This window comes from Chryseobacterium endophyticum (assembly GCF_056333165.1).
Genome location: NZ_JBWGXE010000003.1, coordinates 178,565 through 202,403, shown reverse-complemented (window position 1 = coordinate 202,403; position 23,839 = coordinate 178,565). Strand labels below are relative to the sequence as shown.

Sequence of the window (23,839 nt, the reverse complement as noted above, 5' to 3'; positions counted from 1 at the left end):
TTTAGTTTTTAGTGATTTCCATGAACCATTCTTCCAGGCCTGCGCTGTTCTTAATTTCAAAAATTTCCGCATCCTTCAGCACCAGCTTTTTAATAAGAGCGGTAATATCTTCCCTGGATTCGGCTGTAACCTCAATACCCGCTTCGTCCAGCAATTTCGGGGAATAATTTCCGGGGATTTCGTGAATGAAAGTTTCGGCATGATTCAGTCCGATCCGGATACGATTGTAGCGGTACATTTCATTAAGGTCTTTAATACTGCCGGCAAACCGGATTTCACCATGAGAAATGATGGCCAGATGCGTAATCATTTTTTCAATTTCCTGAAGAAGATGGCTGGAGATAAAAATAGTAACGCCTTCCTCTTTATTCAGCTTAATGAGCAGTTCGCGGATTTCCAGCATTCCGTTGGGATCGAGCCCGTTTACCGGTTCATCCAGGATCAGGAGATCGGGTTTTCCGAGCAAAGTAATGGCGATGGCCAACCGCTGCTTCATCCCCAGCGAATACCTTTTCATCTTCATATTCCGGCTGTCCCAAAGGCCAACAAGATGCAGTACCCTTTCACATTCTGAAATCGGAAGGTTTCTTAGCCTGGAAATGACAAGCAGGTTGTCCCAGCCCGAAAGGTGGTCATAAAAAGCTGCCGTATCAATAAGGCTTCCGATTTTATTAAAGCCGTCGGGATAAAGCACATCCAGCCTTTCGTTAAAGATGCGGATGGCATGCTGCTCATCGGGAATGCTTCCGATCAGCATTTTCATGGTGGTGGATTTACCGGCTCCGTTGGCTCCCAGAAACCCGAAAATACTTCCCTTGGGAACCGAAAGATTGATGTCTTTTAAAACGGGTTTGTTCTTGGAAAATTCAAAACTGAGGTTCTGAATCTGTATTACATTTTCCATAGGTTATCATTTATATACCACAAATATATAAATTAAATAGTAATATGCAATACAAAGTAGTAAAATTAACATAAGACTAACAAAAAAAACCTTCAGGCAATGCTGAAGGTTGAGGTATTTGAATTTAAAGCTTTTAATCTAATCCTGTTCTAAATTTTTATTTCATGATTTTTATGGACTTGTACTTAATGTGCTTCATCCAAATAAACGAAGTCTATTCTTAACATTAATTTATTCAGCTTATTAAGCGATAAAAAAAAATAAGAAATTAACACTAAATTCTTACTATCAAACATATATTTAGAATTAAAAAGGCTCTTATTGCAATTTCGGTTTGTACCCTGACTGGTTGAAAATTACCGTGGCATCCATTTTCAGGAAATCCTGAAGTTTGGTATCCGGTTTTTCTTTCAAATATGCTTTGCAGATCTGCCAGCCTGTGAAAATACCGATCTGCGGTGAAGATTCGTTATCGATCTCCGTATAAAACTTGGAGAATGGTCCAGGCGCGATGAAACGGTCTTCAAGACGATGGTCATCACCAAAGATCAGGTTGTTCTCTACAAAATAATTCCAGATGTTCGCCTCATTGGCTACCGCCCATTCATATTGCTTCTGCGTGTAGTTCATTTTCAGATATTCCGGATACGTCGGCAAAAAGGCGTCTTTTAGGATCATGATCTTACCGTTAAGAATCATCATATCAATAAATTTCTGATGGTCGGGAGATTCTTTTACAAAACCTTCGGCAAAGAGCTGCGCCACTTTCGGTACAATATTATTGGGATTCATCGATTTCTGAAAATACATTTCCAGCCCTTTATAATTGGGATTTCCATCTCCCATAAAACCGGTTACGTCTATGAACAGCTGATTTCCTTTTGCATCGTAGAAGATAGGATCCTGAAGCATCTGTAAGGCGGATGAAAAAAGATAAACTTTAGGCGATTTGAATGCCGGAAAGTAAAACTTGATATGAGAAAAAAGATCCTGAAGATCGGCTTGCAGCTTTTTCCCGTCTATTTTAGCGATGGCCTCCTTATAGAGCTTGACTTCTTCTCTATCTGCCCTGCGCTTAGAAAAGTCCGCATCACTTACGGTTCCCTGAAACCACGGAAATTCTGATTTGAACTGCTCCAAAGGAACATTCTGATCATAGAACTTACCGGAAATATCGGTAATGATTACTTTCTCGGCAGGATTTTTCACTTCAACCTTCCATTTATTCTCAGCTTCTTTCTTACATGAAACCAAATTTAAAACCATCACTAATGAAAGTGCGGTAATTCTGAAAATCTTCATATTTTTACAGGAAATTAAGTACAAAAATAATCATTTAAACACAATCAATGATGAAAATTAAAATAATATCCTTCTTTCTCTTCATTTCAATATTCTCTTTACTGCACGCCCAAAAAATTATGTTTAAAGATAAAAAACTGGAAAAAGCGGTCATGGAAAATTTTGACCTAAACAAAGATGGAATGATCACGCAGGAGGAAGCCGGACATATTGAAAATCTTTTTCTCGTTTCTAAAGGAATAACTTCCACCGAAGATCTCAACCATTTTAAAAACGCCAGAATGGTCGTCCTGGACGGCAATGCCATACCAAAGATTTCTCTCAAAAACATGGACCGTCTTCAGCTGTTCTCCTGCACGGAATGCAAAATACTAACCTTCAGTGCCGGCAATCTCAAAAACCTGACGTCCCTGTACCTCGACAAGAACAGTATAGAAAATATTTCATTCGCTTCACTTCCGTCTATTAATCAATTAACCGTATCTTTAAATAAAATTAAGGCGATTGACATAAGCGGTCTTAAAAACCTTAAACATCTTAACCTCGAACATAATCAGATCCAAAAGCTGGACATCTCCCAAAACCCAAACCTGCAGACTCTGAACATTAAGCAAAATCCGCTGAAGGAAGCAGACATCAGGAAAGGGCCAAAGGATATAACCATATTTGGACTTCATCAAGAATAAATTATGCATCTGGAAACCGAAAGACTCATTCTCAGAAAATTTGAAGAAAGCGATGCCGAACGCATGTTTCTTATGGATTCGAATCCTGAAGTCATGAAATACATCGGAGTGCCCACTCTTTCAGACATCAGCGAGTCCCAAAACGCAATCAGGATGATCCGGCAACAATACGCTGAAAATGGCATCGGCAGACTTGCCGTGATCGAAAAAGAAAGCAATCTCCTCATCGGATGGAGCGGACTGAAACTGCTTACCCAGGAAATAAACGGCTACAACAATGTTTATGACCTTGGCTATCGTTTTCTGCCCGAATACTGGGGAAAAGGATATGCTTCAGAATCTGCAAAGGCTTCCCTGGATTTTGGCTTCAATGGTTTGAAAATTGATATCATCTACGCGCATGCTCATTCCGGGAACCTGGCCTCGAACCAGATCCTGAGGAAGCTCGGGTTCAGAAAAACGGAAACATTCACGGAACCCGACGGAATCTGCTTCTGGTATGAACTGAATCGTGAAAATTATCTTTAATAATCTTCGCAAAACCTTTAATTTTGAACATTCTTATTTAAACCTATATAAAAATATAAACAATGCAGACACAGAAAGTAATAGACCGTATTGTAAGCTGGCTGAAAGATTATGCCGAAAAGGCCAATGTAAAAGGCTATGTGATCGGGGTATCGGGCGGTGTAGATTCCGGGGTGGTTTCTACTCTCTGCGCCATGACCGGCCTTGAGGTGCTCCTCATTGAAATGCCGATCCGCCAGAAAGAAGACCAGGTAAGCCGCGCACAGGATCACATGGAAGATCTGAAAAAGAAATTTCCGAATGTGCAGACCAAAACCACCAACCTGACGCCTGTCTTTGAAAGCTTCGAAGAAACCGTACACGATCATGTTGAAGGCAGATGGAGCAACAACCTGGCGCTGGCGAATACAAGATCCCGATTCAGAATGCTTACGCTATATTACTTTGGACAGCTTCACGGATTACTGGTGTGCGGCACCGGAAATAAAGTGGAAGATTTCGGAATAGGCTTTTACACCAAATACGGGGACGGCGGTGTCGACGTGTCCCCTATCGCCGACCTGTACAAAACAGAAGTCTATGAACTGGCAAGAGCATTGAACCTCATCGAAAGTATTCAGAATGCCATCCCTACCGACGGACTCTGGGACGCCGAGAGAACCGACGAAGACCAGATCGGTGCCACCTATCCCGAACTGGAAAAAATACAGAAAGAATACGGAACAAAAGCCGCTGAAGATTATGAAGGCCGGGACAAAGAAGTATTCATGATCTTCGACAGAATGCATAAAGCCGCAAAACATAAAATGGTTCCCATCCCGATCTGCGATATCCAGGAACAATGGAGATAAATTGATTACATCAATTTATCAGTGTAGCAATTTATTAATATAACAGTCTAGCAATGGGTTAATTATTTAAATATTGATAATTGATAATTGATAATTGATAATTGATAATTGATAATTGATAATTGATATATTTAAAAAAATTGTTACACTGTTACATTAATACATTGATACATTAAAATTATGAATAATAAAACAAGACCGCTGTTTTTCATCTGCCTGGGGCTTCTTTTCGGGATGTCTGTGATGTATATCTATAATCATTTCGTGGCCGATAAGATAGCGAGCGATGCAAAACCTGTTGTTGAATACAGCAGTGTTAATCCTTTGCAGGGAGAAAAACCTTCAGCACAGCAGCAATCTATCGATCAGCTTACGGAAGAAAAAACCGTGATCCGTTTTGTAAAACAGAACCACAAACTTCCCGATTACTATATCACTAAAAGTGAAGCCAGGAAACTGGGCTGGGATCCCTCAAAAGGAAATCTTTGTGAAGTACTTCCCGGAAAAGCTATTGGCGGAGACCGGTTTGGCAACCGTGAAAAAGTACTACCCGAAGGGCAGTCTTACTTAGAGGCGGACGTTAATTATCATTGCGGCAACCGAAACGGCGACCGCATCGTATACACGGAAAACGGAGAAGTCTACCTTACCAAGGATCATTATAAGAGCTTTGAAAAACAGTAATCCTCTAATACGGAAAATCGTGAGACTGGCAGCAAAAAGCTTTAAAGCCAGTCATCTTTTGATATCCGTATTATTCTTGTCTGCTTTAATGTACTGTTCGGAAAAACCGGAGAAGTCTGCCACGGGAAAAGAAGCAGTGACCATCCTGATTCAGCCTTTCAAAGGGATAAAATCTGAAAGAGTCGAATTTGTCGCCAAAGAGATTGGAAAAATATACCCGAATGTAAAGATCCTGGAGCCTGTTGATTTTCCGGAAAATACATATTACAGTCCCAGAAACCGCTACCGGGCAGATTCCCTGATCTCTTTTTTAGGTAAGAATACAAAAGAAGGGTTTGTTATGATCGGGCTGAATTCAAAGGACATCAGTGCCACGAAAGGCAAGGTAAAAGATTTTGGAATCATGGGTTTAGGGTTCAGGCCCGGAAATGCCTGCATCGCTTCAAGTTTCAGATTAGATGATGAAAACCTTGATGAACAGTTCTTTAAAGTTGCAGTCCATGAACTCGGCCATACGCAGGTCTTAAACATTGTCCCATGAGAACATGCTTTATGAGGAGCGCAGAAGGTAAAAATCCCACCAATGAAGAAACGGGCTTTTGCAAAAAATGCAAACAGGTCCTAATGAATAATAACTGGAAATTCAGTTCAATATGAAAACAATATATATCGATTTTACAGACATAGGAGATTACGAAGACTTCTATGCACAGCTAAAGGAAAAAGTAACCCTTCCCGAACATTTCGGTGACAACCTGGACGCCCTGTCGGATGTGATCACCGGAGGCCTCGAAATGCCCCTTCACCTTGAATTTGTAAACATGACGGTCGATCAGCTCGAAACTTTTGAGGACCTGCTGACGACCCTTGAGGATGCAGAGGATGAAACAGAAGGATTTACCTTTACCTACTTCCTCGAACAGTACGAAGAGTAAATATCATAAAGGTGGCCCAAGTACAGGAGCCACCTTTTTTATTGGATAAAGCGGACTTTCTAAATTCCACTCTTTTCTTACGGGGGCTTTTGGGTTGCCATATCCATCTCATGCGTACGGTCAACACATCCGCAATCGGGCGGTCAAGACATCATTGACAGTACTGTCAACGTACCATTGATCGTATGATCAACATGGTGTTGACAAGCCAGGGTGCTTTAATTCCATTAATTATATTCTCCAATCCTAAAAAAATCTTACACCCTGCGCTCCCCAATAATGGAAATGACTCGTAGCCGCCCGTCCAGGAATCTTTAAACCACCCCGTCAAAAATTCAGAGAATTTTTGACGGGGTGGTTTTTATTACGCTTCCACACTCGAAGCAACTACACCCCACAAAAAAAACTCCTACCGGAAAAGATTTGCCAAACCGGAGTCAACACACTTGATGAAAATTCCCATTCCTCATAATGGAATCTTCTGCGCTCATCTATACTTTAATATTGACGATATAACTTCAGTACAGATAGGTCTGTTTACCACAAGGCGATTGCATGCGCCCTTGCAAACCTCTTGCAAGCCTCCTTGCAATACCCTTACAAGCTTCCTTGCGAACCTCATGCATGCACCGATGCAATCCTCTTGTTCTTGCAACAGTCAGTGGCTTGACCAGGACAGCAGTGATCAGAAGCATCTGCTATCGTTCCAGCCTGCGAAGGAGCGTCTATGAAAACACCCCTGCTACAGGATCTTCGTTGAGTACTTTGATTTGTTACCGGCAATTTTCAGGCTGCTTTGCCACAGAAAAACTATTCCAGGTCTACTTTTTTACGTTGGATAGGATGGGTGTTTTTCATGAAATCTTTCCCGATGACTTCATGTCTTTGAGCAAAACCTCAAAAATCAGATCAAAATAGTGGAGTTATCCTCCGTATCTCCCTGTATAAGGCATGTATGTGGTATTAATAAATTTTTAATCAATATGTTTATTTGTTAATTTTATCTGAAATAAATAACAGTTAGATTATGATCATATGTGAAAACCTCTTGTTTTCCCATGGTGCTGAGCAACAAAACTACAATTCCGGTGAGTATATCTTTGAAGAAGAGAGTACTCCGAAGTATTATTTGCAGATAAAAACCGGCATGGTAAAAATAAGCAGTTTCCTGGAAGACGGCAAAGAGTTTATCCATTCGATGCCTGTCGATGGTCATTGCCTAGCCGAAAGCTATCTTTTCAGCAATAAGAAATATGCAGTAAATGCAATCGCTGTCGGCGATTGTGAAATTATAAAACTTGAAAAAAATAAGCTTATCGAACTTCTTCTAAAAAAGCCGCAATTGATCTTCAATCTGTATTCTTATACCGCAGATCGTATGCGCTATAAGCACATCACCTCTGCCCCATTCTCTTTTCAGGATCCGGTAACGAAATTAAATCTCATCCTTAATCATGTGAAGAGCCATTTCGGTTTTAACGATAAGTTTTCCTTCCATGTTCCTTACACCCGGCAGCAGCTCGCCTCGATCACAGGTATGCGGATAGAAACCGTAATCCGGACCATCAAAAAGATGGAAAAGCAAAACATGCTTCGGATCGACGGCACCAAGATCTTTGTATAAATAAAAAACCTTAACATCGCTGTTAAGGTTTAAAAGTTATTTTCCGATCGCTTCCGAAATAGGATTCCCTACATTTCCGCTTGGAAACTGTATTCTCAAAAGAGAAGCTACCGTAGGTGCGATATCCGTCATATAATACGCTTTGCTGCTTTCACCGTGCTGAATTCCCCATCCCATAAAGATCAGCGGAATGTGTGAATCATATGAATTCCACACGCTGTGTGTGGTTCCTGTTTTTGAATAAGGCGGCAACATCGAGTCATGAGAAATCAGCTGAATGTCCCCGCTTCTCTGCCTGTTGATCCCGTTGATGATTCTCTGTTTGATAGGCTCCGGAATGGTAGATTCCTGCACCTTGGTTACTGAGACCGCATACAGGTCGTTTGGATCATTTTCGATTTCCTGAACGGTAAAATCTCTCACGGCGTCCAGGTCAAGTTTGTGCTCTTTCAGAAGCTTCCTGTCAAAATAGATCTGGTAATTATCAATGGCGTTGATCAGTTTATCGACCCCGAATTTCTCTTTCAGCTTCTCATTCATATTTTTTTCCATGCCGTCTCCGAAGAATCCGGTGGTGATCTTATGCTCCTGTAAGAAGCCTACGGAATGCGCTCCTCCATGGTCCGCGGAAAGGAAAACCGTATACTGCCCTTTACCTACTTTAGTATCTAAATAATTAAAAAACCCGGCAAGATCCTGGTCCAGTCTCAGGTATACATCTTCCACCTCAATAGAGTTGGGCCCGAATTTATGGCCTGCATAATCGGTTGAAGCCAGGTTGATGGCGAGCATATCCACGACATCGTCGCCTCCGAGTTTCTCCCCTTCTACAGCCGCTTCGGCCAGCTTCAGGGTAAGCGTGTTCCCAAAAGGGGTATAGCGAATATTGTCTTTTTTATCTTTATAATCGGCGGCTAAATTACTGTAAGGGAAAACAGGAGTTTTCGCGCTTCCAAGAAGTCCTTCCCATGCTGAATTGTCGGGCGAGCTTTCCGTGTACTGGCTGATGGGCAGCAAAGTATTCCAGCCGTTGGCGACCAGCTTATCCGGCATTTTCCGTGCATTAAAAGCTTTTACCCACTGCGGAAGCTCATTCATGTACCAACTGCTGGTAATGAAATCCCCGGTGGAATCATCAAACCAGAAAGCTCCGTTCGGCGTATGTCCTGCCGGTAAAATGGAAGCCCTGTCTTTAAGCGACACCCCGATGACCTTTCCCTGGAAATTGGTAGCCATTCTAAGTTCGTCTGTAATGGTTGTAGACCAGAGGTTTTTCGGCGAATGGCTTCCGGCTTTTGCGTTGGCTGTTCCTACCGGTTTTACAGATTCATCGGTGGTACAGTATACATTTTTGCCGGTTTCCTTGTCTGTCCAGTCATTTCCTGCAATCCCGTGAATGGCCGGAACCGATCCGGTATAGATGCAGGTGTGGCCCAGTGCCGTCACCGTAGGCACGTACGGAATATGAACATTGTTGAGAGAATATCCTGTATTGATTAATCTCTTAAAACCGTCGTTGCCATATTTGTTGTAAAAACGGTACAAATAATCCCATCTCATCTGGTCTACCACCAGCCCTACGACAAGTTTCGGTCTTTCCAGTTGGGAATTTTTAATCTTCTGCGCGTTGATCGTCATCACGGACAGCATTGCTGCCGCTGCAATCGAAATTTTCCTAAGCATCCAGTAACATTTTATTGAGGACAAATTTACGGGTTTTGAATTTTTGGTATGTGAAATTTTATTTAAATTTCTCAGTGATGCTATTTAAATATGATTTTTCAAGGCATCCTCTTCTGCAATACTCTTGCTGAAAATAGAGGGGAAATATGATATCATTTTACTTTAAAAGGCTTTAAGGTATATTATTTGTATAGAATCTGGTTCAAAATAATTACATTTGAGACAAATTCAAATCCCTATTAACACACAAAAAAATGAAGCTTCTCCGACCTATTCTTTTATTCGTTTCTATTCTTTTATTCGCATGGCTTTTTGTCAGCAACATCAACCTGATCAATGTGGCTACAACCCTCAATGAAGCCGAGATCGAGTCTGAGATCCAGAAGGTCAACAGTTTTACGGATGTTCCCAGCCTTAAGCAGTTCACGCTTGAAAAGATCAATTATATGGAAGCCATCAGAAACCGCTTTGCAGAAAACGCGATGATCCGGGTGGCCGTCATCTCCATGCTGATTATCTTGCAGATCGTACTGTATACGACAGGCGGCAACATGTTCAGCACCAGGCAGGCAAGGTAAGCCTATTCATAAGACTTAAACTGTATTTGATATCGTAATGGAAATCAGAAAACTTGAAAGACTTCCCGACCATCCTGCAGCGGAATGGGGACACAATGGTTATACAACCGATAAAATATTTGTGGTGTCTGCGATTGATGCCGGCAGTACTTTTGAATTCAGTTTAAGGGAAAAGAGACAACCGTATGCCAAAACCTGGCGTATGGATACAGATGATATGATCCGGTTGAAATCTGTTGTCAGCCAGGGGCATTCTTTCGGGGCGTATAAGGATGATGAACTTATAGGATGGATCATTTGCGACCTGAGATCCTGCAACAACAGCCTTTTTATTGAAAGCCTTCTGATTCATGAAGCCTTCAGGGGACAGAGCATCGGCAGGCTGCTCATCAAAGCGGTGAACCGTGAAGCCCGCGAGCTTCAGTGCAGAATCGTAGAACTGGAAACCCAGAATACCAATTATCGGGCTGTTCAGTTTTACCGGGACGCAGGATTTGCCATCACCGGAATCAATACCAAACTGTACAATGATTCTGCTGAGACTGCTTTATTCATGAGTTTTGACCTGATGAGGTGATTTTTTAAGTGATAAACCTTTGTTTTAACTGCAATTAGTCGATAAACTCGCCTTTCTTTTCGGCGATCTGATTTCCCCACGCGGTAATGGCTTCCAGCATGGGAATGCATGTCCTCCCTAAATCAGTCAGCGAATATACCACCTTTACCGGAGGCTTTGTCCCGAAAACTTCCCGGTTGACAAGTCCGTCTTTTTCCAGCTGTTTCAATTGAAGGCTCAGCGTCATTTCCGTTACTGAAAATAAATCTTTTCTAAGCTCGCCGTACCTTTTCTCACGGTCTTTCAGATGGTATAAAATCACGGTTTTCCATTTTCCTCCTACCAGATCCATGGCCAGGCTTACGGAGCATGGATACTTCTTTTCTCCTACTTTAATATAATTGCCAATGCATTCTTTTTTCATGTTATTCACGACTATCAGATTGGATAGTTATTGCAAATGTAAGTGCAGGAGGCTAATTTTACAACTATCAATTTTATAGTTAAAACAAATTAAAATTCAATCTACAAAATCAAAATATGGCACTCATTATTCTCGGACATCCGAATATCGCACAATCCCTAGCAAACAAAACCATCATTGAAGAACTGCAGCAAAGTCATCTCCAGGTTGAAATCCGGAACCTTGCACAGCTCTATCCGGATTATCAGATTGACATCAGAGCAGAGCAGGAAGCTCTTCTGAATCATGACCACATTGTTTTTCAATACCCTCTTTACTGGTACAATATGCCCGCTATATTAAAACAGTGGTTTGACATGGTCTTGGAATACCAGTTTGCTTACGGTTCTAAGGGAGACAAGCTGAAAGGTAAAAACTTCATTCCCAGTTTTACGGTGGGAGCCCCCGAAAGCGAATATCATGCTTTGGGAGAACATCACTTCAGAATACATGAGTTCTGCAGGAATCTGGAACAGACCGCATATTATACACAAATGAATTTTGTGGACCCTTTTTACTTTCACGGAACTTCAGTCAATGCAGGCTACACAGCAGAAGATGTAAGAGAAAAAGCAAGAGCACAGGCGAAAAGACTCATCAACCTGCTGGATTCTTTTGAATGATTCGTACGTCCATAATTTGAAAGAAAGCTTTGCCGATAGGGCTTCAGCATGATGATAATTAAAACCATACACCGGCTAATGATATAAATATTTTTAATTGAAATTTATATTATATATTTATAATCTACTTATTATCATGAAAAAAACCATACTTTTTATCCTATTTCTGACAATTCAGCAAACTATTTTCGCCCAGAAAAACCAATATGCGGACTTTATCAAGACATGGAATTTCATCAAATATTACCATCCCGATCTGGCCGGCAGAAAAATGGATGCCGACAGTATATTTCTTATGAATGTTGAGAAAGTACATGAAAAAGAAAGTTTCAACGAAATCATCAAACTGTTGACGCAGAACCTGGATGACCGTTTTTCCTCAGCACCGATTGTTGACACTCAGAAAGATGTACTCTCTGTCAATCAAAATTTCGACTGGTTCCGGAAAAATAAAAAGATCAGTCCGGAAAACAAAACCCTGCTCAACAACATCTACCAATACCGCTTCGATTACGGATTATTGCCGGAAGGAAAATCAGTAAATGATGAGAAAAAATATGTGTTTCCAAAAGAGGAAAATCTTCCGCTGAAATACAGATTGCTGGCTATGGCAAAAATACAGGGCATTATCGATTACCTGTTTCCACACAAATATTTAATGGATAAAAATTTTGATTCATATTTTAATATTTTGCTCGACGAAGCTGTAAAATCAACAACCCGGAAAGATTTTGAGGCGGTCTTAGCTAAAGCGGTATCACAGTTTCAGGATAGTCACGCCCTCAACTTTTACAGTCAGCTGAATTACAAAAACGAGATACTGTTTAACCTTTCGTATTATGCCCCATTTGATTTTGAAATTGTAGACAATCACCTGTTGGTGACGCATCAGATCTTCCCTGAGATCTGCAACCAGGCTCACATCCAGGTAGGTGATAAAATAACGGAAATTAACGGAAAAAGAATTGATCAAATCATTAAGGAAAAAAGTAATTTGATTTCAGTGTCCAATCATCAAAAACTGCTGTACGTTCTCTCAATCTATGAATACAATTTAATGTGGCCGGATAAACTGCCTACAAAAAAACTCACCGTACAGTCGGATTCCGGGAAATTTTCAACGGAGATTCCGTTTATCAATGCCACTAACAAAGCGCAGGTTTCCATTATTTCCGATTATATCAACAACAAAAACCGCAAAAAAAGCAATCACCACCTGATCAACAAAGACATTGCGTATTTTAGGATTGACCAAACCCTGGATTTTATTAATAATGTTGATGATGACAAAATGGATCTTAAAATGGACAGTATTTTGCAAGATGCCTCCCATAAAAAGGCTATTGTCTTTGACATGCGTGAGTATCCGGATTGGGGAGGTTTCATCTTCCACTATGTTTACAAATACTTCTCTCCGGTAGAAAATTATTTTCACAAGTATTATGGACCTGATCTAAAAAATATAGGCACTTATTATCTGGTGGATCCCAAAAAGCAGAATTATCCCGAAATTAAAGATAAAACCATGCATCCTTATCTTGGGAAAGTCTTCATCCTGGTGAATCCCGAGACCCGAAGTGCAAGCGAATGGTATTCGATGAGCCTTCAGAAAATTTTTCCGAAATCTATCACGATTGGCCAGCAGACCTCAGGTGCAGACGGAGATTTGGTTAAAATTAATCTTCCGGGAGATTACGTTTTACAATTTACAGGAAATGGAATCTTTTATCCCGATAATACACAGACCCAGAAAATCGGAATAAGAATCAAAGAGCTGATCAAATATACCGACCGGGATATTCTTGACGGTCGTGATCTCGAATTTGAAAGGGTGCTGAATTCCATTAAATAATTTTATCGACAAAAACTATAAAAGATATTTGAAAATTAATTTTGTACTGAACGGTACAATTAATACCTTTGTCTCAATAAAAATAAGAACATGGCAGGGAGACCCAAAATATTCGACGAACAGAAAGCGATTTTAAAAGCGACGGAAGTCTTTAGAGACAAAGGCTACGATACTGCTTCTGCAGATGAATTGCTCAATGCCATGGGAATCGGCAAAGGCAGTTTTTATCTTGCTTTCAAAGGAGGAAAACAGGAACTGTATCTTCGCTCGATCAGGCAATTTGCTGAAGAATTTAATAAAAAAATCGTTTTCGCGCTTGAAAATTCAGAGGACCAGATTCAATTCATCAGGCAGTTTTTCATGGTATTGGCCGATGCGAACGATTGTGATATTGAGAGAGGATGCTATCTTGGGAATGCATTGGTGCAATTATCTGAAAAAGACGAAGAGATCAAAAAAATTACAGCAGGGTTGCTTAGAAATCTCCAGACCATTTTTTCCGCTGTGATCAGAAAAGCACAAGAAAGCGGCCAGCTCAAGACAAAAGATGATGCTGAAACTTTAGCGTGGCATCTTACCAATCTATGGAATGGTATTCATGTGACAAGACGCATGGAAAATTCACCGGAAGTCCTGCGATCAATGATCGAAATGAATCTGAGATTTTTAGAATAATGCAGTAGAAGACGGAAAGCTGATGTTGATATCTTATCATTTACTAAAATAATTAATAAATTTTCAAAATTTTTTTTACCAATTTTGTACCAATCAGTACAATTTATAAATCAAATATAATAAACAAAACCAAATTATTATGAACGTTACAAACAACACCATTTTAATCACCGGAGGTGGTTCAGGGATCGGATTAGAAATTGCAAAAGCATTAAGCCCGCAAAATACCATTATTATTGTCGGAAGAACCAAAGAAAAATTGGAAGCTGCTGCCAAAGGTCTGGACAACGTCTATTCTATTCAGGCCGATATTACAGATGAAAAAGACATCGACCGGCTGGTAGAAGAAGTAAAAGTAAATTTCGGAGCTCTTCATATTCTCATCAACAATGCCGGAAACGCCTATGTTTACAATGTTTCTAAAGACGGAGATGCCTACAGTAAAGCAGTTTCCGAGTTTACGACCAACTATTTCGCGCCGGTCAGATTATCTGAAAAATTCCTTCCTTTACTGAAACAGCAAAATGAAGCCGCGATTGTAAATGTTTCATCGATTTTGGGACTTGCTCCTGGTGCATATCTTCCGACATACTCGGATTCCAAAGCAGCCCTGCACTCTCACACCAAGTTGCTGAGATATGAATTGGCAAAAGATACCAACGTGAAAGTTTTCGAATTGATGCCGCCTCTGGTAAACACTGATTTTTCAGTAGAGATTGGCGGTAAGGAAAACGGAATTCCTCCCGCAGATGTTGCGAAAGATCTGGTAAAAGCGCTTCAGGAGGATGTTTATGAAATCCGTGTAGGAAATACAGGATTGTTGTATGACAACTTCTTTGCGGCCACAGAAGGTGCTTTTGCGACCCTTAACAATTAGTATTATTCACCTGATCGAAGTTCGGTTTTCATATATTTTTCTCCCGCGGATTTTCGCGGGAGATTTTATTTAAATGGTAATTTATTCAGCTGGCCTCGACAACACATAAAATTTGAACCGTACAACAAAATTTAAATTTAAAATAAACCTCAACTTTGTCTGGTAAAATTTAAATACAATGGAAAACGTACAGAGTAAAACAACAGTTTTGGTAACAGGTGGAACAGGATTTTTGGGAATCCACACCGTTCTGCAATTATTACAACAGGGGTATAAAGTAAGAACAACACTCCGTTCACTTGCCAAAAAGGATAGCATCATCAAAGCATTGAAAGAAGGAGGGATCTCAGATTTTTCGCATCTTTCTTTTTTTGAAGCGGACCTTACCCGCGACAGCAATTGGAATGACGCGGTAAAAGGCTGTGATTATGTTCTTCATGTGGCTTCTCCTTTTCCGGCACAGGATCCGGAAGATGAAAATGAGCTGATCATTCCGGCAAGAGACGGTGCTTTGCGCGTCCTGAAAGCTTCCCGTGAGGCAAAGGTAAAAAGAGTCGTCCTGACCTCATCGTTTGCGGCAGTCGGCTACAGCAACACAATGAAAGAGCATACCTTCACAGAGGACGACTGGACCGATCTCAATGCAGATCTTCCCGCTTACATTAAATCAAAAACCGTTGCTGAAAAAGCTGCGTGGGAATTTATTGAAAAAGAAGGAAACGGGCTCGAATTATCAGTTATCAATCCTGTAGGAATTTTTGGTCCTTCACTGGGCGGAATCAGCTCGGCGTCGCTGGATATTGCCGTTTCAGGAATCCTGAACGGAAATATGGAGTATACGCCCACTTTTACCATGGGAATTGTGGATGTACGGGATGCTGCCGACATTCATATCAGGGCTATGTTTCATCCTGATGCTTCAGGCCAGCGCTTTATTGCCACTGCAGAGGGGGTAATGAGTTTTTATGATGTTGCCGAATTATTCAAAAGAGAAAGACCGCAATATACAGCCCACATTCAGAAGCTGGAGCCTATCGGTCGGGAATTTTATAAAGATATATCCAATGAAAAGGCAAAAACTATTCTGAACTGGAATCCCAGAAGCAGTGAAGAAGCTTTGCTGGCCAGTGCAGACAGCTTAATGGCCGTTTCATAGATTTACCTTATTTTTATATATGATTTTAAAAACCGGAAAGCCGGTCATCTGATGAAAGCTTCCCGGTTTGAAATCTTTTTTTATTTAAATGTTTAATATGAAATTCAACAACCTGCAGTCGTGTCATCTCGGTCCTGAAATATCGCCGGAGCAATTCATTCCGGAGCATTTCTTTTTATTTTTGCTGAAAGGCTCGATGATTTCGTATGACGGCAACAAAAATTACAGGATGAATCCCGGTGACTACTGCATTGCCCGTAAGAACCATCTGGTGAGATACACCAAATACAAGGATGACGGAAAGTTTGAAAAGGTCATCATAACTTTTGATGAAGCTTTCCTGAAAAAATTTCTGCAACGGCATTCGTATACGGTAGAAACAACCGATAATGACGATTCGTTTTTATTCATTAAAGAAGACCGTCTGATCAAAAATTTCGTACAGTCCCTGGAACCCTATTATAACGGTACGGAGAAACTGGATGATGATTTCGTCGATATTAAACGTGAAGAGCTTTTAATCATATTGCTAAAGAACAATCCGCATCTGAAGGATATTTTTTTCAACTTTAATATTCCGCATAAGATTGACCTGGAACATTTTATGAATCAGAATTATAAATTCAACATCAGCCTGGAGCGTTTTGCTTTCATGACCGGAAGAAGCCTGTCCGGTTTTAAAAGAGACTTCAAAACAGCTTTCAATATGGCACCCGGAAAATGGCTTATCAAAAAACGGCTACAAGAGGCCTATTTTCTCCTTGATAAAGAGCACAAAAAGCCTGGTGATATTTATATTGATGTAGGATTTGAGGATTTTTCACATTTTTCCTTTGCCTTCAAAAAGGAATTTGGAATTTCACCTTCGGAAGCAGGAAAAGCTCGAGGTTGAAGAAACTATTTTGTAGGCATTGGAAAAAACAGGATCTACTATACAAAAAGAATCCGCGCCCTGAGGACGCGGATTCCATATATAAAGCCTGATCAATTAAAACTTTAAATCTCCATTCACTTCTCTTACTGCGTTGGCAGCTTCAGCAAATTTCAACTGCTCTTCAGCGGTAAGGGTCACGTTTACGATTTTTTCTACCCCGTTTGCCCCGATGATCGCAGGAACCCCAAGACAGATATCATTTTGCCCGTATTCCCCTTCAAGCATTAAAGAACAAGGGATCATTTTTTTCTGATCGCAAGCAATAGCCTGAACCATTACAGAAACCGCAGCTCCCGGCGCATACCAGGCAGAAGTGCCCAATAATTTGGTAAGGGTTGCCCCTCCTACTTTTGTTTCTTCGATTACATATTTTTGCTGCTCGGCATCAAGAAATTCTGTTACAGGAACCCCGTTTCTTGTCGCTTTGCTTAGTAGAGGAAGCATTCCCGTATCACTGTGGGCAGCGATTACCATTCCGTCTACGTCTGAAATTGGTGCTTCCAAAGCCTCAGCCAATCTGTATTTGAATCTTGCAGAATCCAGTGCACCACCCATTCCGATGATTTTATGCTTAGGAAGACCTGAAGTTTTGTGTACCAGATAAGCCATGGTATCCATTGGGTTGGAAACCACGATGATGATTACTTCAGGAGAATGTTTTACCAGATTTTCCGTAACGTCTTTTACAATTCCTGCGTTGATCCCGATCAGTTCTTCTCTGGTCATCCCCGGTTTTCTTGGAATCCCTGAAGTAATAACCGCTACATGAGAACCTGCAGTTTTGCTGTAATCTCCTGTTGTTCCGGTAATTTTTGTATCGAATCCGTTAAGGGATGCAGTCTGCATCAGATCCATTGCTTTACCTTCAGCAAATCCTTCTTTGATATCCACCAAAACTACTTCCGAACAGAAGTTTTTCATAGCGATGTATTCTGCACAGCTTGCTCCTACGGCGCCTGCACCTACTACAGTTACTTTCATAATATACTTATTTATTGTTTATTTAATTTGACATCCGCAATCTTACGGCTGCTTTTCTGATTTATTACATGAGCTGCTTTCCTTGCATTTGGAAGCTCCCAAATTTAACAATTCCTGAAAAATTGAGCAATCTTTCAGGAATTTAATTATGTTTAAAAATGTTATTTAGGATAAAAAAGCCGATTAATTAACGCTCAGCAGGAAAGTATACAATTTTTTTGCTCCTGATAAGACATCATCATAGTGCGGTTCCTGGACCTCCGTATCAAGAACTTCTTTAAAATCTTTCCACATCGCTCCCGTATTTTCATGATAGCACCCGAAAAAATTAAAAGTTACCGCATCAAAACCTTCTGTTTTGGACAGCTGTTTTGCAATGACATTTCCGCCTAGGGTAGATCCTTCAATGACATACATGGCTCCCAACGCTTCGTTTTCGTTGGCAAATTCCAGTTCGTGAGAAGCATCGCTCGTTTTCAGTGCAAGGCTTTTAAGGTCTTTCTCGATCAAGGGGAGTTTTTTTCTGTCGCTGAGCTGCAGTTTTTCGGAGAATTTTCCGGAAAGATTCCTGAAAATTTCATCTTCCGAATGCAAAAGCATCAGATAATTGGTATGGATTATTTTTTTATAGTCTTCAAGTGTAAATGTTCTGCTGAAGATTTTCCCAGCGTTAAAAAGCTTTTCGGCAGCATCATGATACTCTGCCGTATTTTGTTTAAGATATTCTGATACCGTCATAAGGGATGTAAAAGTTCCTTTGATTTAAGGTTTTCTAAAGGTTAAAATGAATGTGGTTCCTTCGCTACTGCTTTCATAGCTTACGTTTCCACCGATTCTTTTCATAATTCTGTGAACAATCGATAATCCCACTCCGTTTCCTTTGAACTTTTTGGCATTATCCATCCTGTTGAAAATTTTAAACATTTTGTGTTTATTTTCTTTCGGAATACCGATGCCGTTGTCTGAGATTCTGTAGACCACCACATCAGTTTCTTCAGTTCCTTCAATTTCAACTTTAGGTTTTTCCTGTTGGGAAGAATACTTTATAGCGTTGTTGATAATGTTTAAAAACACCTGATGAAGCATCGTTTTATCAGCCAGAACCTTGGGACAGCTTTTGATAACCACCTCACTGTCTGGCGTTCCGAAAGTTATTTTCGCATTTTCGATGATCTTTTCAATAGTCTGCGTAGTGTCCAGGCTTTCCAGCTGAATTTCACTGTGCTTTGCGCGGCTCAGCTGAAGAACGTCGTGCATCATTTCAGCCATATTATCAATTTCTTCAATAATGGAATTGATCTTATTGCGGCTTTTCTCCGATTCGTCGGTAAGCGTTTTCAGCAGCATCTGCGCATTAAGTTTCATCACGGTAAGCGGAGTTCCGAGGTCATGGGAAATGGTATACGAAAAGCTGTCCAGCTCTTCATTTACCTTTTTAAGCTCATCATTAAGCCTTTTGATCGTATTATAGTTTTTGTGCGAAGTCTCTAATATAAGATCCCGTACTGCCTGTAGGGCAACGATATTTCTGGAATTCCATCTTTTGGAATTTCCTTTAATATCTTCGGTAAAAATTTTGAAAGAGGTTCTGGGAGACATCATTTGCTTTTGTTCTCCATTCTGGTAGACCGTTTCAATTTTCTTTTCGGGATTCCCGGCCCAGTTGATGTGTTCGTCGAATTCTTTTCTGAACCAGATCAAAACATTGTTTTTACTTCTTTCCACAAAATAAATAACTACACCGGCAGACCTGTTATCAAGTCCCAGTTCTTTGCCGTAATCTTTCAGGAAACTTCTGCTCAGATAGATGCTGTCTTCCGTATTTTCATGTGCCCATTTCGCTATTTTAGAGATAGTGGAAGTATCGGGAGTCGTCCCGTCCATCACGATTTTCTCTTCTGCCACAACGGCCAAACCGTCTGCATCGAGGAAATCTCTGAGTTCAGCTTTATTTTCGATTAAAGAATCAATCAGGCTGTTGTATTTTAAAAATTCAGCTTTTAAGCGAGCTGCTTTATCGTTAAGCTGCAGGCGGTAGCTCAGTTCATTTTTAGATTTGAACGATGAAAAAGCGTTGGAAGCTAATGCCGTAAAAATCCCTGCCTGCACCCTGTCTTCAAGGTCAATATGCTTCGGCTCGGAATTCTGGCAGGTCACCAGGCCCCAAAGGTAATCATCGATGATAATCGAAACACTGAAACTCGAAGAAGCCCCCGAATTTTTGATATATTGCCCATGAACAGGTGACATTCCGCGTGATGTAGAATACGTAAGATCTATATTTTCATGGGTTTTGCTCAGCAACGGAACCGTTTCGGCGTGTACATTGCTGAAGATTCTTTTCCTTTTTTTAAGATAAAGTTCTCTTGCCTGGATCGGGATATCCGACTCGGGATAATGAAGTCCGAGATAGCTTTCCAAATTATTGTTGGTCTTTTCGGCCACAACTTTTCCGGAACCATCCATCATGAATTTATACACCATCATGCGGTCGTAATTCACAATTTTTGACAAAATATTCAGAAGCTGGTCCCAGATCTCCTGTTCATTTTCCACGATATAAAAGTTGTCGTATTTATTGGAAATCTGCTTATTGGGATTAACCAGAACTTTTTCAAATTCAAGGAAGATATTGCCTTTGCTCCTGAAGGCAGATAAGTGATACTGCTTTTCTTCAATAAAGATTTTATCGAAAAAGGTTTCGTGTTCTCTTTTTGTGAAATCGGATAAAGATTTATAAATATCGGAATGAATAACACTGCCGAAAACTTCGGGAAAATCCGTAAGTTTTTGCCCGAAAAGCTTTTCCAGATCTTCGATGTTAAAAATATCCTCGATATTCTTGCTGAAAAAAGTGATGGAATGAGATTCTGCGTCGATGCCAATCAGATAGCCAAAACTTTGTATGTAGCCCGGAATATGGATAGGCTCTTCATGACACTCTACAAAATTCATATTATATTTTGATCAATCAAATATAAAGAAAAAATTAAATCCGGGGTATTTTTTTTGATTAAACACATACCACACAAATGATTCACCTGCTTCTTCTAAACCATAAAGTCTTTAAATTTAGAAAAAAGAGGAATTATCTTTTATTATATTTTACGTAATCGATTTATTTACAGCCAAAAAGGCGTTTTTATTTAGACTTATTTTAAAATAGCCACTACTCTTGCAGGAGCAGCAGATCCGCCGACGATTTTCAGCGGAAATACACAGATTTCAAACCCCGAAGGAGGCAAAGCTGAAAGATTCGTGAGCTGTTCGATATGCAGGTATTCTTTATCAATTCCTACCCTGTGGGCTTCCCAGAAATAGTCGGGATCATTGAGCTCTTTTGCTTTTTTTGCCATAAATTTTAAGGGTAGGTCCCAACCCCACTGGTCGATTCCCATTACTTTCACTCCCTGATCGATGAGCCATTCGGTGGCTTCGCGGCTCATTCCGGTTCCTTTATTCGGAAAGTCGGGCGTTCCCATCAATTGGTCGCGACCGGTTCTTATCAGGACAATATTGCCGGGTTTTACACGGATGTTGTTTTTGTCGAGATCAGCTTTTAAATCTTCAACCGTTATGGCGACAAAATCTTCCTTATGACTGCAGTCGATCACAATCCCAGGGCCATAGCACCATTCCAACGGAATCTCATCGATTGTTTTGGCAGTTTTGCCTTCTACCAGCGGGCCGTAATGCCAGGGGGCATCAATATGAGTGGTTGAATGCAGTCCCATACTCACGATCCTGTCGTCGGCCCAGCCTTTCCAGTTTTTGGGAAACAGTTTGGCGGGAAGTCCCAAAGCAAGACGGATCAGCCAGTGGGATTTTTTGTGAGACTTGTGCTTTATTTTCACTTTCATAAACCACGGATCGCCGGCGTTGTACTGAATAGGCTTGGAAAGATCTATGATTTTAGTTTCCATAAAGGTCAGATTTAGCTATTATTAAACTTCTTTTTCGAAATACAGCATATAATATTTCCCTTTTTCATCTTCACCCTGAGCAAGTTTCTGGCGGTCACCGTGAATATAAATATGGAAATTTTTATCTAATTTAATGATACTTTTAAAATGCCGCTGCGTTTTTTTAACGGCAGTTTCATTAATCGGGAATTCTTCTGCAATATTGATCTGCATATCCTGCTCATAATCTGTTTTGAAATTAACGAAACTTTCGATCACATGCTCATCCTGCAGCACTTCTTTATTAAAATCATCAAGGTTAAATTCTTCTTTTTCCTTGAAGAAGTTAATGGATTTATTCAGGAAATCCGCCTGATCTGCCCTGGAAACTTCAAACTCCTGCGGCAGCTGCTTGGTGATATAATCTTTGTACACCATCAGGGCTTCCTGGGTATGGAAATATTCGTCGTCGCGCTGTTTTACCTTCAGGAAATCTTCGAACCAGTAATACATGTCGCCGTTTTTATTGTTGTCGACCACCGAAAGTATATAGCCGGTTTCTTTATCGTTATTGTAGATCAGGGCAGCCTTATCGATCTTGGACAACCCGATTCCCTGGTCTTTTTCTATTTCAAAGCTTTCTTCCTGCGGAGAAATTTTAAGGAAAGACTCTCTTTTTTCAGTTTTAAAAATCCCTATTTTATCGACTTTTTCAGTCCCCTCTCTTTCGTCTTCAAAATACACGATAAATAATTCTCCGCCCTGAACTCTTGGGTTTTCAGCGGCTTCAAAAAGATGTTTTGCAATATTTTCAGCTTCCCAGAGAAATTTGGATTTATCATCAAAAATTTCAGACACCGAACTGTACACCGGGTTGTTTACCAGATAAGAATCGCTGTAAAAATGAAAAGTTTCTTCCGATTTAAAGGAGCCTAAGAAATAATTTTCCAGCAGCTCTGCCATTCCTTCATCAAGCTGAAGTTCTTCCTGAGAAAGTATCAAAGACTCTCCATTGATTTTATTTCCGACTCTGTGTACTACGATTTTTGAAAACATTTCCTGAATATTTTTGGACTGCAAAGATATTAATTAAATCATACAATCCGCAGAATTTCATTCTGATAAAAACCGTATCAATATGAATGGGTTTTTATCTTCCATAAAACACCCAATCTAAAATAAAACATTGATTATCAATTCAATAAAAATTCATATTCAAACAGGTACATAATTTGGCATTATGGTGATGAACAATTAATACAAAGACCAATGGACTTAAAGACTTTAAACAGACTTGATACCTTAAGAAGACTTAAAAGCAGGGGACCTGAAACGCCGGCATGGCTCAAACCTTATCATCTACTGCTTTTTATATTGATCGTCATTGCCGCTTTAAGCGTAACAATCAGAATTTTACAACCAAATCACTAAATAATATGAACTATCTACAAGCGGCCCAGGAAATTACCGTTGCGATTCCGGAAATCTGCAGCGATCTAAAAGAAAAGAAAATACAGAATTCTTACCACATCGTAGAGTTTCTGACCGATAAAATAAAGACGATGATCCGGCAGGATAATACAAGCTGTTTATTCAGATGCATTCAGAAAATGAATGAGCTATACAGCGAGGGCGACAGTTCAATGAAAGGTGCGATAGAGAATTCTTTTATCTATTCCCTGGACCATTGCACCGCTTTTTGCAGCCGCGAATACCGTGGCCGTATCTTCAGCCAGCTTTCTGACACACTGCAAAAAGTATATTTCAGACAGATTTACAGCCACCACATATAATTTCATTACACTTTCTGACGGTTTGACTACAAAACCACAGTAAAAAAAATAAAAAAAATCCATTAATAATCAATCATTTATGAAATCCAAAATACGAAGAACATCAGACTGGAAAACTATTGAAACTACGACCAGCAGGCATAATCTTGAGATTTTAGCCACTCACATTGCCGTCATTATAGGAGTATTTGTGGTGGCGGCTTTCCTGTAAACTTTGGTACAGTTTTAGCGTAGACAAACATGCTCAAAATA

The 23,839-nt window shown here is 40.2% G+C and carries 26 protein-coding genes; 17 read left to right on the top strand and 9 right to left on the bottom strand.

Annotation, left to right across the window (positions count from 1 at the left end; translation table 11 throughout):
• Nucleotide 1 precedes the first annotated feature (1 nt).
• Both AC0N32_RS09040 and gldB read right to left on the bottom strand, forming a co-directional pair.
• Nucleotides 2-904, bottom strand: coding sequence for an ABC transporter ATP-binding protein (locus tag AC0N32_RS09040; RefSeq protein WP_476393529.1), 903 nt, complete (start codon nt 902-904; stop codon nt 2-4).
• Between the two features lie 318 nt (nt 905-1,222).
• Nucleotides 1,223-2,206: a gliding motility lipoprotein GldB gene (gldB, locus tag AC0N32_RS09035; RefSeq protein ID WP_476393528.1), complete on the bottom strand. Its 984-nt coding sequence runs from the start codon at nt 2,204-2,206 to the stop codon at nt 1,223-1,225.
• Between the two features lie 119 nt (nt 2,207-2,325).
• Between gldB and AC0N32_RS09030 the strand changes: the two genes are divergently transcribed.
• The 7 genes from AC0N32_RS09030 (at nt 2,326) to AC0N32_RS09000 (ending at nt 7,514) form a co-directional block, all read left to right on the top strand.
• A complete protein-coding gene (locus AC0N32_RS09030) occupies nt 2,326-2,892 on the top strand; it encodes a leucine-rich repeat domain-containing protein (RefSeq protein WP_476393527.1) in 567 nt (188 codons plus the stop codon).
• A gap of 3 nt (nt 2,893-2,895) precedes the next feature.
• A complete protein-coding gene (locus AC0N32_RS09025) occupies nt 2,896-3,420 on the top strand; it encodes a GNAT family N-acetyltransferase (RefSeq protein ID WP_476393526.1) in 525 nt (174 codons plus the stop codon).
• 62 nt (nt 3,421-3,482) lie between these two features.
• A complete protein-coding gene (nadE, locus tag AC0N32_RS09020) occupies nt 3,483-4,271 on the top strand; it encodes an NAD(+) synthase (protein WP_476393525.1) in 789 nt (262 codons plus the stop codon).
• Nucleotides 4,272-4,451: 180 nt separating this feature from the next.
• Nucleotides 4,452-4,955, top strand: coding sequence for a ribonuclease domain-containing protein (locus tag AC0N32_RS09015; protein ID WP_476393524.1), 504 nt, complete (start codon nt 4,452-4,454; stop codon nt 4,953-4,955).
• 19 nt (nt 4,956-4,974) lie between these two features.
• Nucleotides 4,975-5,496, top strand: a complete 522-nt coding sequence (locus AC0N32_RS09010; RefSeq protein ID WP_476393523.1) for a Zn-dependent protease — start codon at nt 4,975-4,977, stop codon at nt 5,494-5,496.
• 112 nt (nt 5,497-5,608) lie between these two features.
• A complete protein-coding gene (locus tag AC0N32_RS09005; RefSeq protein WP_476393522.1) occupies nt 5,609-5,890 on the top strand; it encodes a barstar family protein in 282 nt (93 codons plus the stop codon).
• A 1,027-nt stretch (nt 5,891-6,917) separates the two neighbouring features.
• Nucleotides 6,918-7,514, top strand: a complete 597-nt coding sequence (locus AC0N32_RS09000; protein WP_476393521.1) for a Crp/Fnr family transcriptional regulator — start codon at nt 6,918-6,920, stop codon at nt 7,512-7,514.
• A 36-nt stretch (nt 7,515-7,550) separates the two neighbouring features.
• On the opposite strand, the gene pafA is transcribed toward AC0N32_RS09000, so the two are convergent.
• Nucleotides 7,551-9,197: an alkaline phosphatase PafA gene (pafA, locus tag AC0N32_RS08995; protein ID WP_476393520.1), complete on the bottom strand. Its 1,647-nt coding sequence runs from the start codon at nt 9,195-9,197 to the stop codon at nt 7,551-7,553.
• Nucleotides 9,198-9,451: 254 nt separating this feature from the next.
• Between pafA and AC0N32_RS08990 the strand changes: the two genes are divergently transcribed.
• On the top strand, nt 9,452-9,775 hold the full coding sequence (locus tag AC0N32_RS08990; protein ID WP_476393519.1) for a hypothetical protein: 324 nt from the start codon (nt 9,452-9,454) through the stop codon (nt 9,773-9,775).
• A gap of 37 nt (nt 9,776-9,812) precedes the next feature.
• Nucleotides 9,813-10,352: a GNAT family N-acetyltransferase gene (locus AC0N32_RS08985; protein ID WP_476393518.1), complete on the top strand. Its 540-nt coding sequence runs from the start codon at nt 9,813-9,815 to the stop codon at nt 10,350-10,352.
• Between the two features lie 34 nt (nt 10,353-10,386).
• Here the strand turns inward: AC0N32_RS08985 and AC0N32_RS08980 are convergent, their stop codons facing one another.
• Nucleotides 10,387-10,755 (bottom strand): winged helix-turn-helix transcriptional regulator, encoded by a 369-nt coding sequence (locus AC0N32_RS08980; protein ID WP_476393517.1) that lies wholly within the window; start codon nt 10,753-10,755, stop codon nt 10,387-10,389.
• 116 nt (nt 10,756-10,871) lie between these two features.
• Between AC0N32_RS08980 and AC0N32_RS08975 the strand changes: the two genes are divergently transcribed.
• The 6 genes from AC0N32_RS08975 (at nt 10,872) to AC0N32_RS08950 (ending at nt 16,869) form a co-directional block, all read left to right on the top strand.
• Entirely contained in the window at nt 10,872-11,417 is a 546-nt protein-coding gene (locus AC0N32_RS08975; RefSeq protein ID WP_476393516.1) for an NAD(P)H-dependent oxidoreductase, read from the top strand.
• Between the two features lie 136 nt (nt 11,418-11,553).
• Nucleotides 11,554-13,269 carry a S41 family peptidase gene (locus AC0N32_RS08970; protein WP_476393515.1) on the top strand — a complete coding sequence of 572 codons (1,716 nt, stop codon included), beginning with the start codon at nt 11,554-11,556 and terminating at the stop codon, nt 13,267-13,269.
• Between the two features lie 90 nt (nt 13,270-13,359).
• On the top strand, nt 13,360-13,944 hold the full coding sequence (locus AC0N32_RS08965) for a TetR/AcrR family transcriptional regulator (protein WP_476393514.1): 585 nt from the start codon (nt 13,360-13,362) through the stop codon (nt 13,942-13,944).
• A 139-nt stretch (nt 13,945-14,083) separates the two neighbouring features.
• Nucleotides 14,084-14,821: an SDR family oxidoreductase gene (locus tag AC0N32_RS08960; RefSeq protein WP_476393513.1), complete on the top strand. Its 738-nt coding sequence runs from the start codon at nt 14,084-14,086 to the stop codon at nt 14,819-14,821.
• Nucleotides 14,822-14,999: 178 nt separating this feature from the next.
• Complete coding sequence (locus AC0N32_RS08955) at nt 15,000-15,977, top strand: SDR family oxidoreductase (protein ID WP_476393512.1); 978 nt, start codon at nt 15,000-15,002, stop codon at nt 15,975-15,977.
• 97 nt (nt 15,978-16,074) lie between these two features.
• The gene (locus AC0N32_RS08950; protein WP_476393511.1) at nt 16,075-16,869 is read left to right on the top strand and encodes a helix-turn-helix domain-containing protein; all 795 of its coding nucleotides are present in this window, start codon (nt 16,075-16,077) and stop codon (nt 16,867-16,869) included.
• Nucleotides 16,870-16,965: 96 nt separating this feature from the next.
• Here the strand turns inward: AC0N32_RS08950 and AC0N32_RS08945 are convergent, their stop codons facing one another.
• The 5 genes from AC0N32_RS08945 to AC0N32_RS08925 all read right to left on the bottom strand — a co-directional run bounded on the left by AC0N32_RS08945 (nt 16,966) and on the right by AC0N32_RS08925 (nt 22,850).
• Nucleotides 16,966-17,892, bottom strand: a complete 927-nt coding sequence (locus AC0N32_RS08945; protein WP_346984417.1) for a malate dehydrogenase — start codon at nt 17,890-17,892, stop codon at nt 16,966-16,968.
• 183 nt (nt 17,893-18,075) lie between these two features.
• Nucleotides 18,076-18,630 carry a biliverdin-producing heme oxygenase gene (locus AC0N32_RS08940; protein WP_476393510.1) on the bottom strand — a complete coding sequence of 185 codons (555 nt, stop codon included), beginning with the start codon at nt 18,628-18,630 and terminating at the stop codon, nt 18,076-18,078.
• A gap of 24 nt (nt 18,631-18,654) precedes the next feature.
• Nucleotides 18,655-20,847 (bottom strand): ATP-binding protein, encoded by a 2,193-nt coding sequence (locus tag AC0N32_RS08935; RefSeq protein WP_476393509.1) that lies wholly within the window; start codon nt 20,845-20,847, stop codon nt 18,655-18,657.
• A gap of 197 nt (nt 20,848-21,044) precedes the next feature.
• The gene (locus AC0N32_RS08930; RefSeq protein WP_476393508.1) at nt 21,045-21,815 is read right to left on the bottom strand and encodes a cyclase family protein; all 771 of its coding nucleotides are present in this window, start codon (nt 21,813-21,815) and stop codon (nt 21,045-21,047) included.
• Nucleotides 21,816-21,836: 21 nt separating this feature from the next.
• On the bottom strand, nt 21,837-22,850 hold the full coding sequence (locus AC0N32_RS08925; RefSeq protein WP_476393507.1) for a nucleoid-associated protein: 1,014 nt from the start codon (nt 22,848-22,850) through the stop codon (nt 21,837-21,839).
• A gap of 380 nt (nt 22,851-23,230) precedes the next feature.
• On the opposite strand from AC0N32_RS08925, the gene AC0N32_RS08920 reads away from it, so the two are divergent.
• On the top strand, nt 23,231-23,587 hold the full coding sequence (locus AC0N32_RS08920) for a DUF7674 family protein (protein ID WP_476393506.1): 357 nt from the start codon (nt 23,231-23,233) through the stop codon (nt 23,585-23,587).
• A gap of 79 nt (nt 23,588-23,666) precedes the next feature.
• Nucleotides 23,667-23,798, top strand: coding sequence for a hypothetical protein (locus AC0N32_RS08915; RefSeq protein ID WP_476393505.1), 132 nt, complete (start codon nt 23,667-23,669; stop codon nt 23,796-23,798).
• Nucleotides 23,799-23,839 lie beyond the last annotated feature (41 nt).

Coding starts and splice junctions, on each gene's coding strand:
- AC0N32_RS09040 (WP_476393529.1), bottom strand. CDS start 904: ATGGAAAATGTAATACAGATTCAGAACCTCAGTTTTGAATTTTCCAAG.
- gldB (WP_476393528.1), bottom strand. CDS start 2,206: ATGAAGATTTTCAGAATTACCGCACTTTCATTAGTGATGGTTTTAAAT.
- AC0N32_RS09030 (WP_476393527.1), top strand. CDS start 2,326: ATGTTTAAAGATAAAAAACTGGAAAAAGCGGTCATGGAAAATTTTGAC.
- AC0N32_RS09025 (WP_476393526.1), top strand. CDS start 2,896: ATGCATCTGGAAACCGAAAGACTCATTCTCAGAAAATTTGAAGAAAGC.
- nadE (WP_476393525.1), top strand. CDS start 3,483: ATGCAGACACAGAAAGTAATAGACCGTATTGTAAGCTGGCTGAAAGAT.
- AC0N32_RS09015 (WP_476393524.1), top strand. CDS start 4,452: ATGAATAATAAAACAAGACCGCTGTTTTTCATCTGCCTGGGGCTTCTT.
- AC0N32_RS09005 (WP_476393522.1), top strand. CDS start 5,609: ATGAAAACAATATATATCGATTTTACAGACATAGGAGATTACGAAGAC.
- AC0N32_RS09000 (WP_476393521.1), top strand. CDS start 6,918: ATGATCATATGTGAAAACCTCTTGTTTTCCCATGGTGCTGAGCAACAA.
- pafA (WP_476393520.1), bottom strand. CDS start 9,197: ATGCTTAGGAAAATTTCGATTGCAGCGGCAGCAATGCTGTCCGTGATG.
- AC0N32_RS08990 (WP_476393519.1), top strand. CDS start 9,452: ATGAAGCTTCTCCGACCTATTCTTTTATTCGTTTCTATTCTTTTATTC.
- AC0N32_RS08985 (WP_476393518.1), top strand. CDS start 9,813: ATGGAAATCAGAAAACTTGAAAGACTTCCCGACCATCCTGCAGCGGAA.
- AC0N32_RS08980 (WP_476393517.1), bottom strand. CDS start 10,755: ATGAAAAAAGAATGCATTGGCAATTATATTAAAGTAGGAGAAAAGAAG.
- AC0N32_RS08975 (WP_476393516.1), top strand. CDS start 10,872: ATGGCACTCATTATTCTCGGACATCCGAATATCGCACAATCCCTAGCA.
- AC0N32_RS08970 (WP_476393515.1), top strand. CDS start 11,554: ATGAAAAAAACCATACTTTTTATCCTATTTCTGACAATTCAGCAAACT.
- AC0N32_RS08965 (WP_476393514.1), top strand. CDS start 13,360: ATGGCAGGGAGACCCAAAATATTCGACGAACAGAAAGCGATTTTAAAA.
- AC0N32_RS08960 (WP_476393513.1), top strand. CDS start 14,084: ATGAACGTTACAAACAACACCATTTTAATCACCGGAGGTGGTTCAGGG.
- AC0N32_RS08955 (WP_476393512.1), top strand. CDS start 15,000: ATGGAAAACGTACAGAGTAAAACAACAGTTTTGGTAACAGGTGGAACA.
- AC0N32_RS08950 (WP_476393511.1), top strand. CDS start 16,075: ATGAAATTCAACAACCTGCAGTCGTGTCATCTCGGTCCTGAAATATCG.
- AC0N32_RS08945 (WP_346984417.1), bottom strand. CDS start 17,892: ATGAAAGTAACTGTAGTAGGTGCAGGCGCCGTAGGAGCAAGCTGTGCA.
- AC0N32_RS08940 (WP_476393510.1), bottom strand. CDS start 18,630: ATGACGGTATCAGAATATCTTAAACAAAATACGGCAGAGTATCATGAT.
- AC0N32_RS08935 (WP_476393509.1), bottom strand. CDS start 20,847: ATGAATTTTGTAGAGTGTCATGAAGAGCCTATCCATATTCCGGGCTAC.
- AC0N32_RS08930 (WP_476393508.1), bottom strand. CDS start 21,815: ATGGAAACTAAAATCATAGATCTTTCCAAGCCTATTCAGTACAACGCC.
- AC0N32_RS08925 (WP_476393507.1), bottom strand. CDS start 22,850: ATGTTTTCAAAAATCGTAGTACACAGAGTCGGAAATAAAATCAATGGA.
- AC0N32_RS08920 (WP_476393506.1), top strand. CDS start 23,231: ATGAACTATCTACAAGCGGCCCAGGAAATTACCGTTGCGATTCCGGAA.
- AC0N32_RS08915 (WP_476393505.1), top strand. CDS start 23,667: ATGAAATCCAAAATACGAAGAACATCAGACTGGAAAACTATTGAAACT.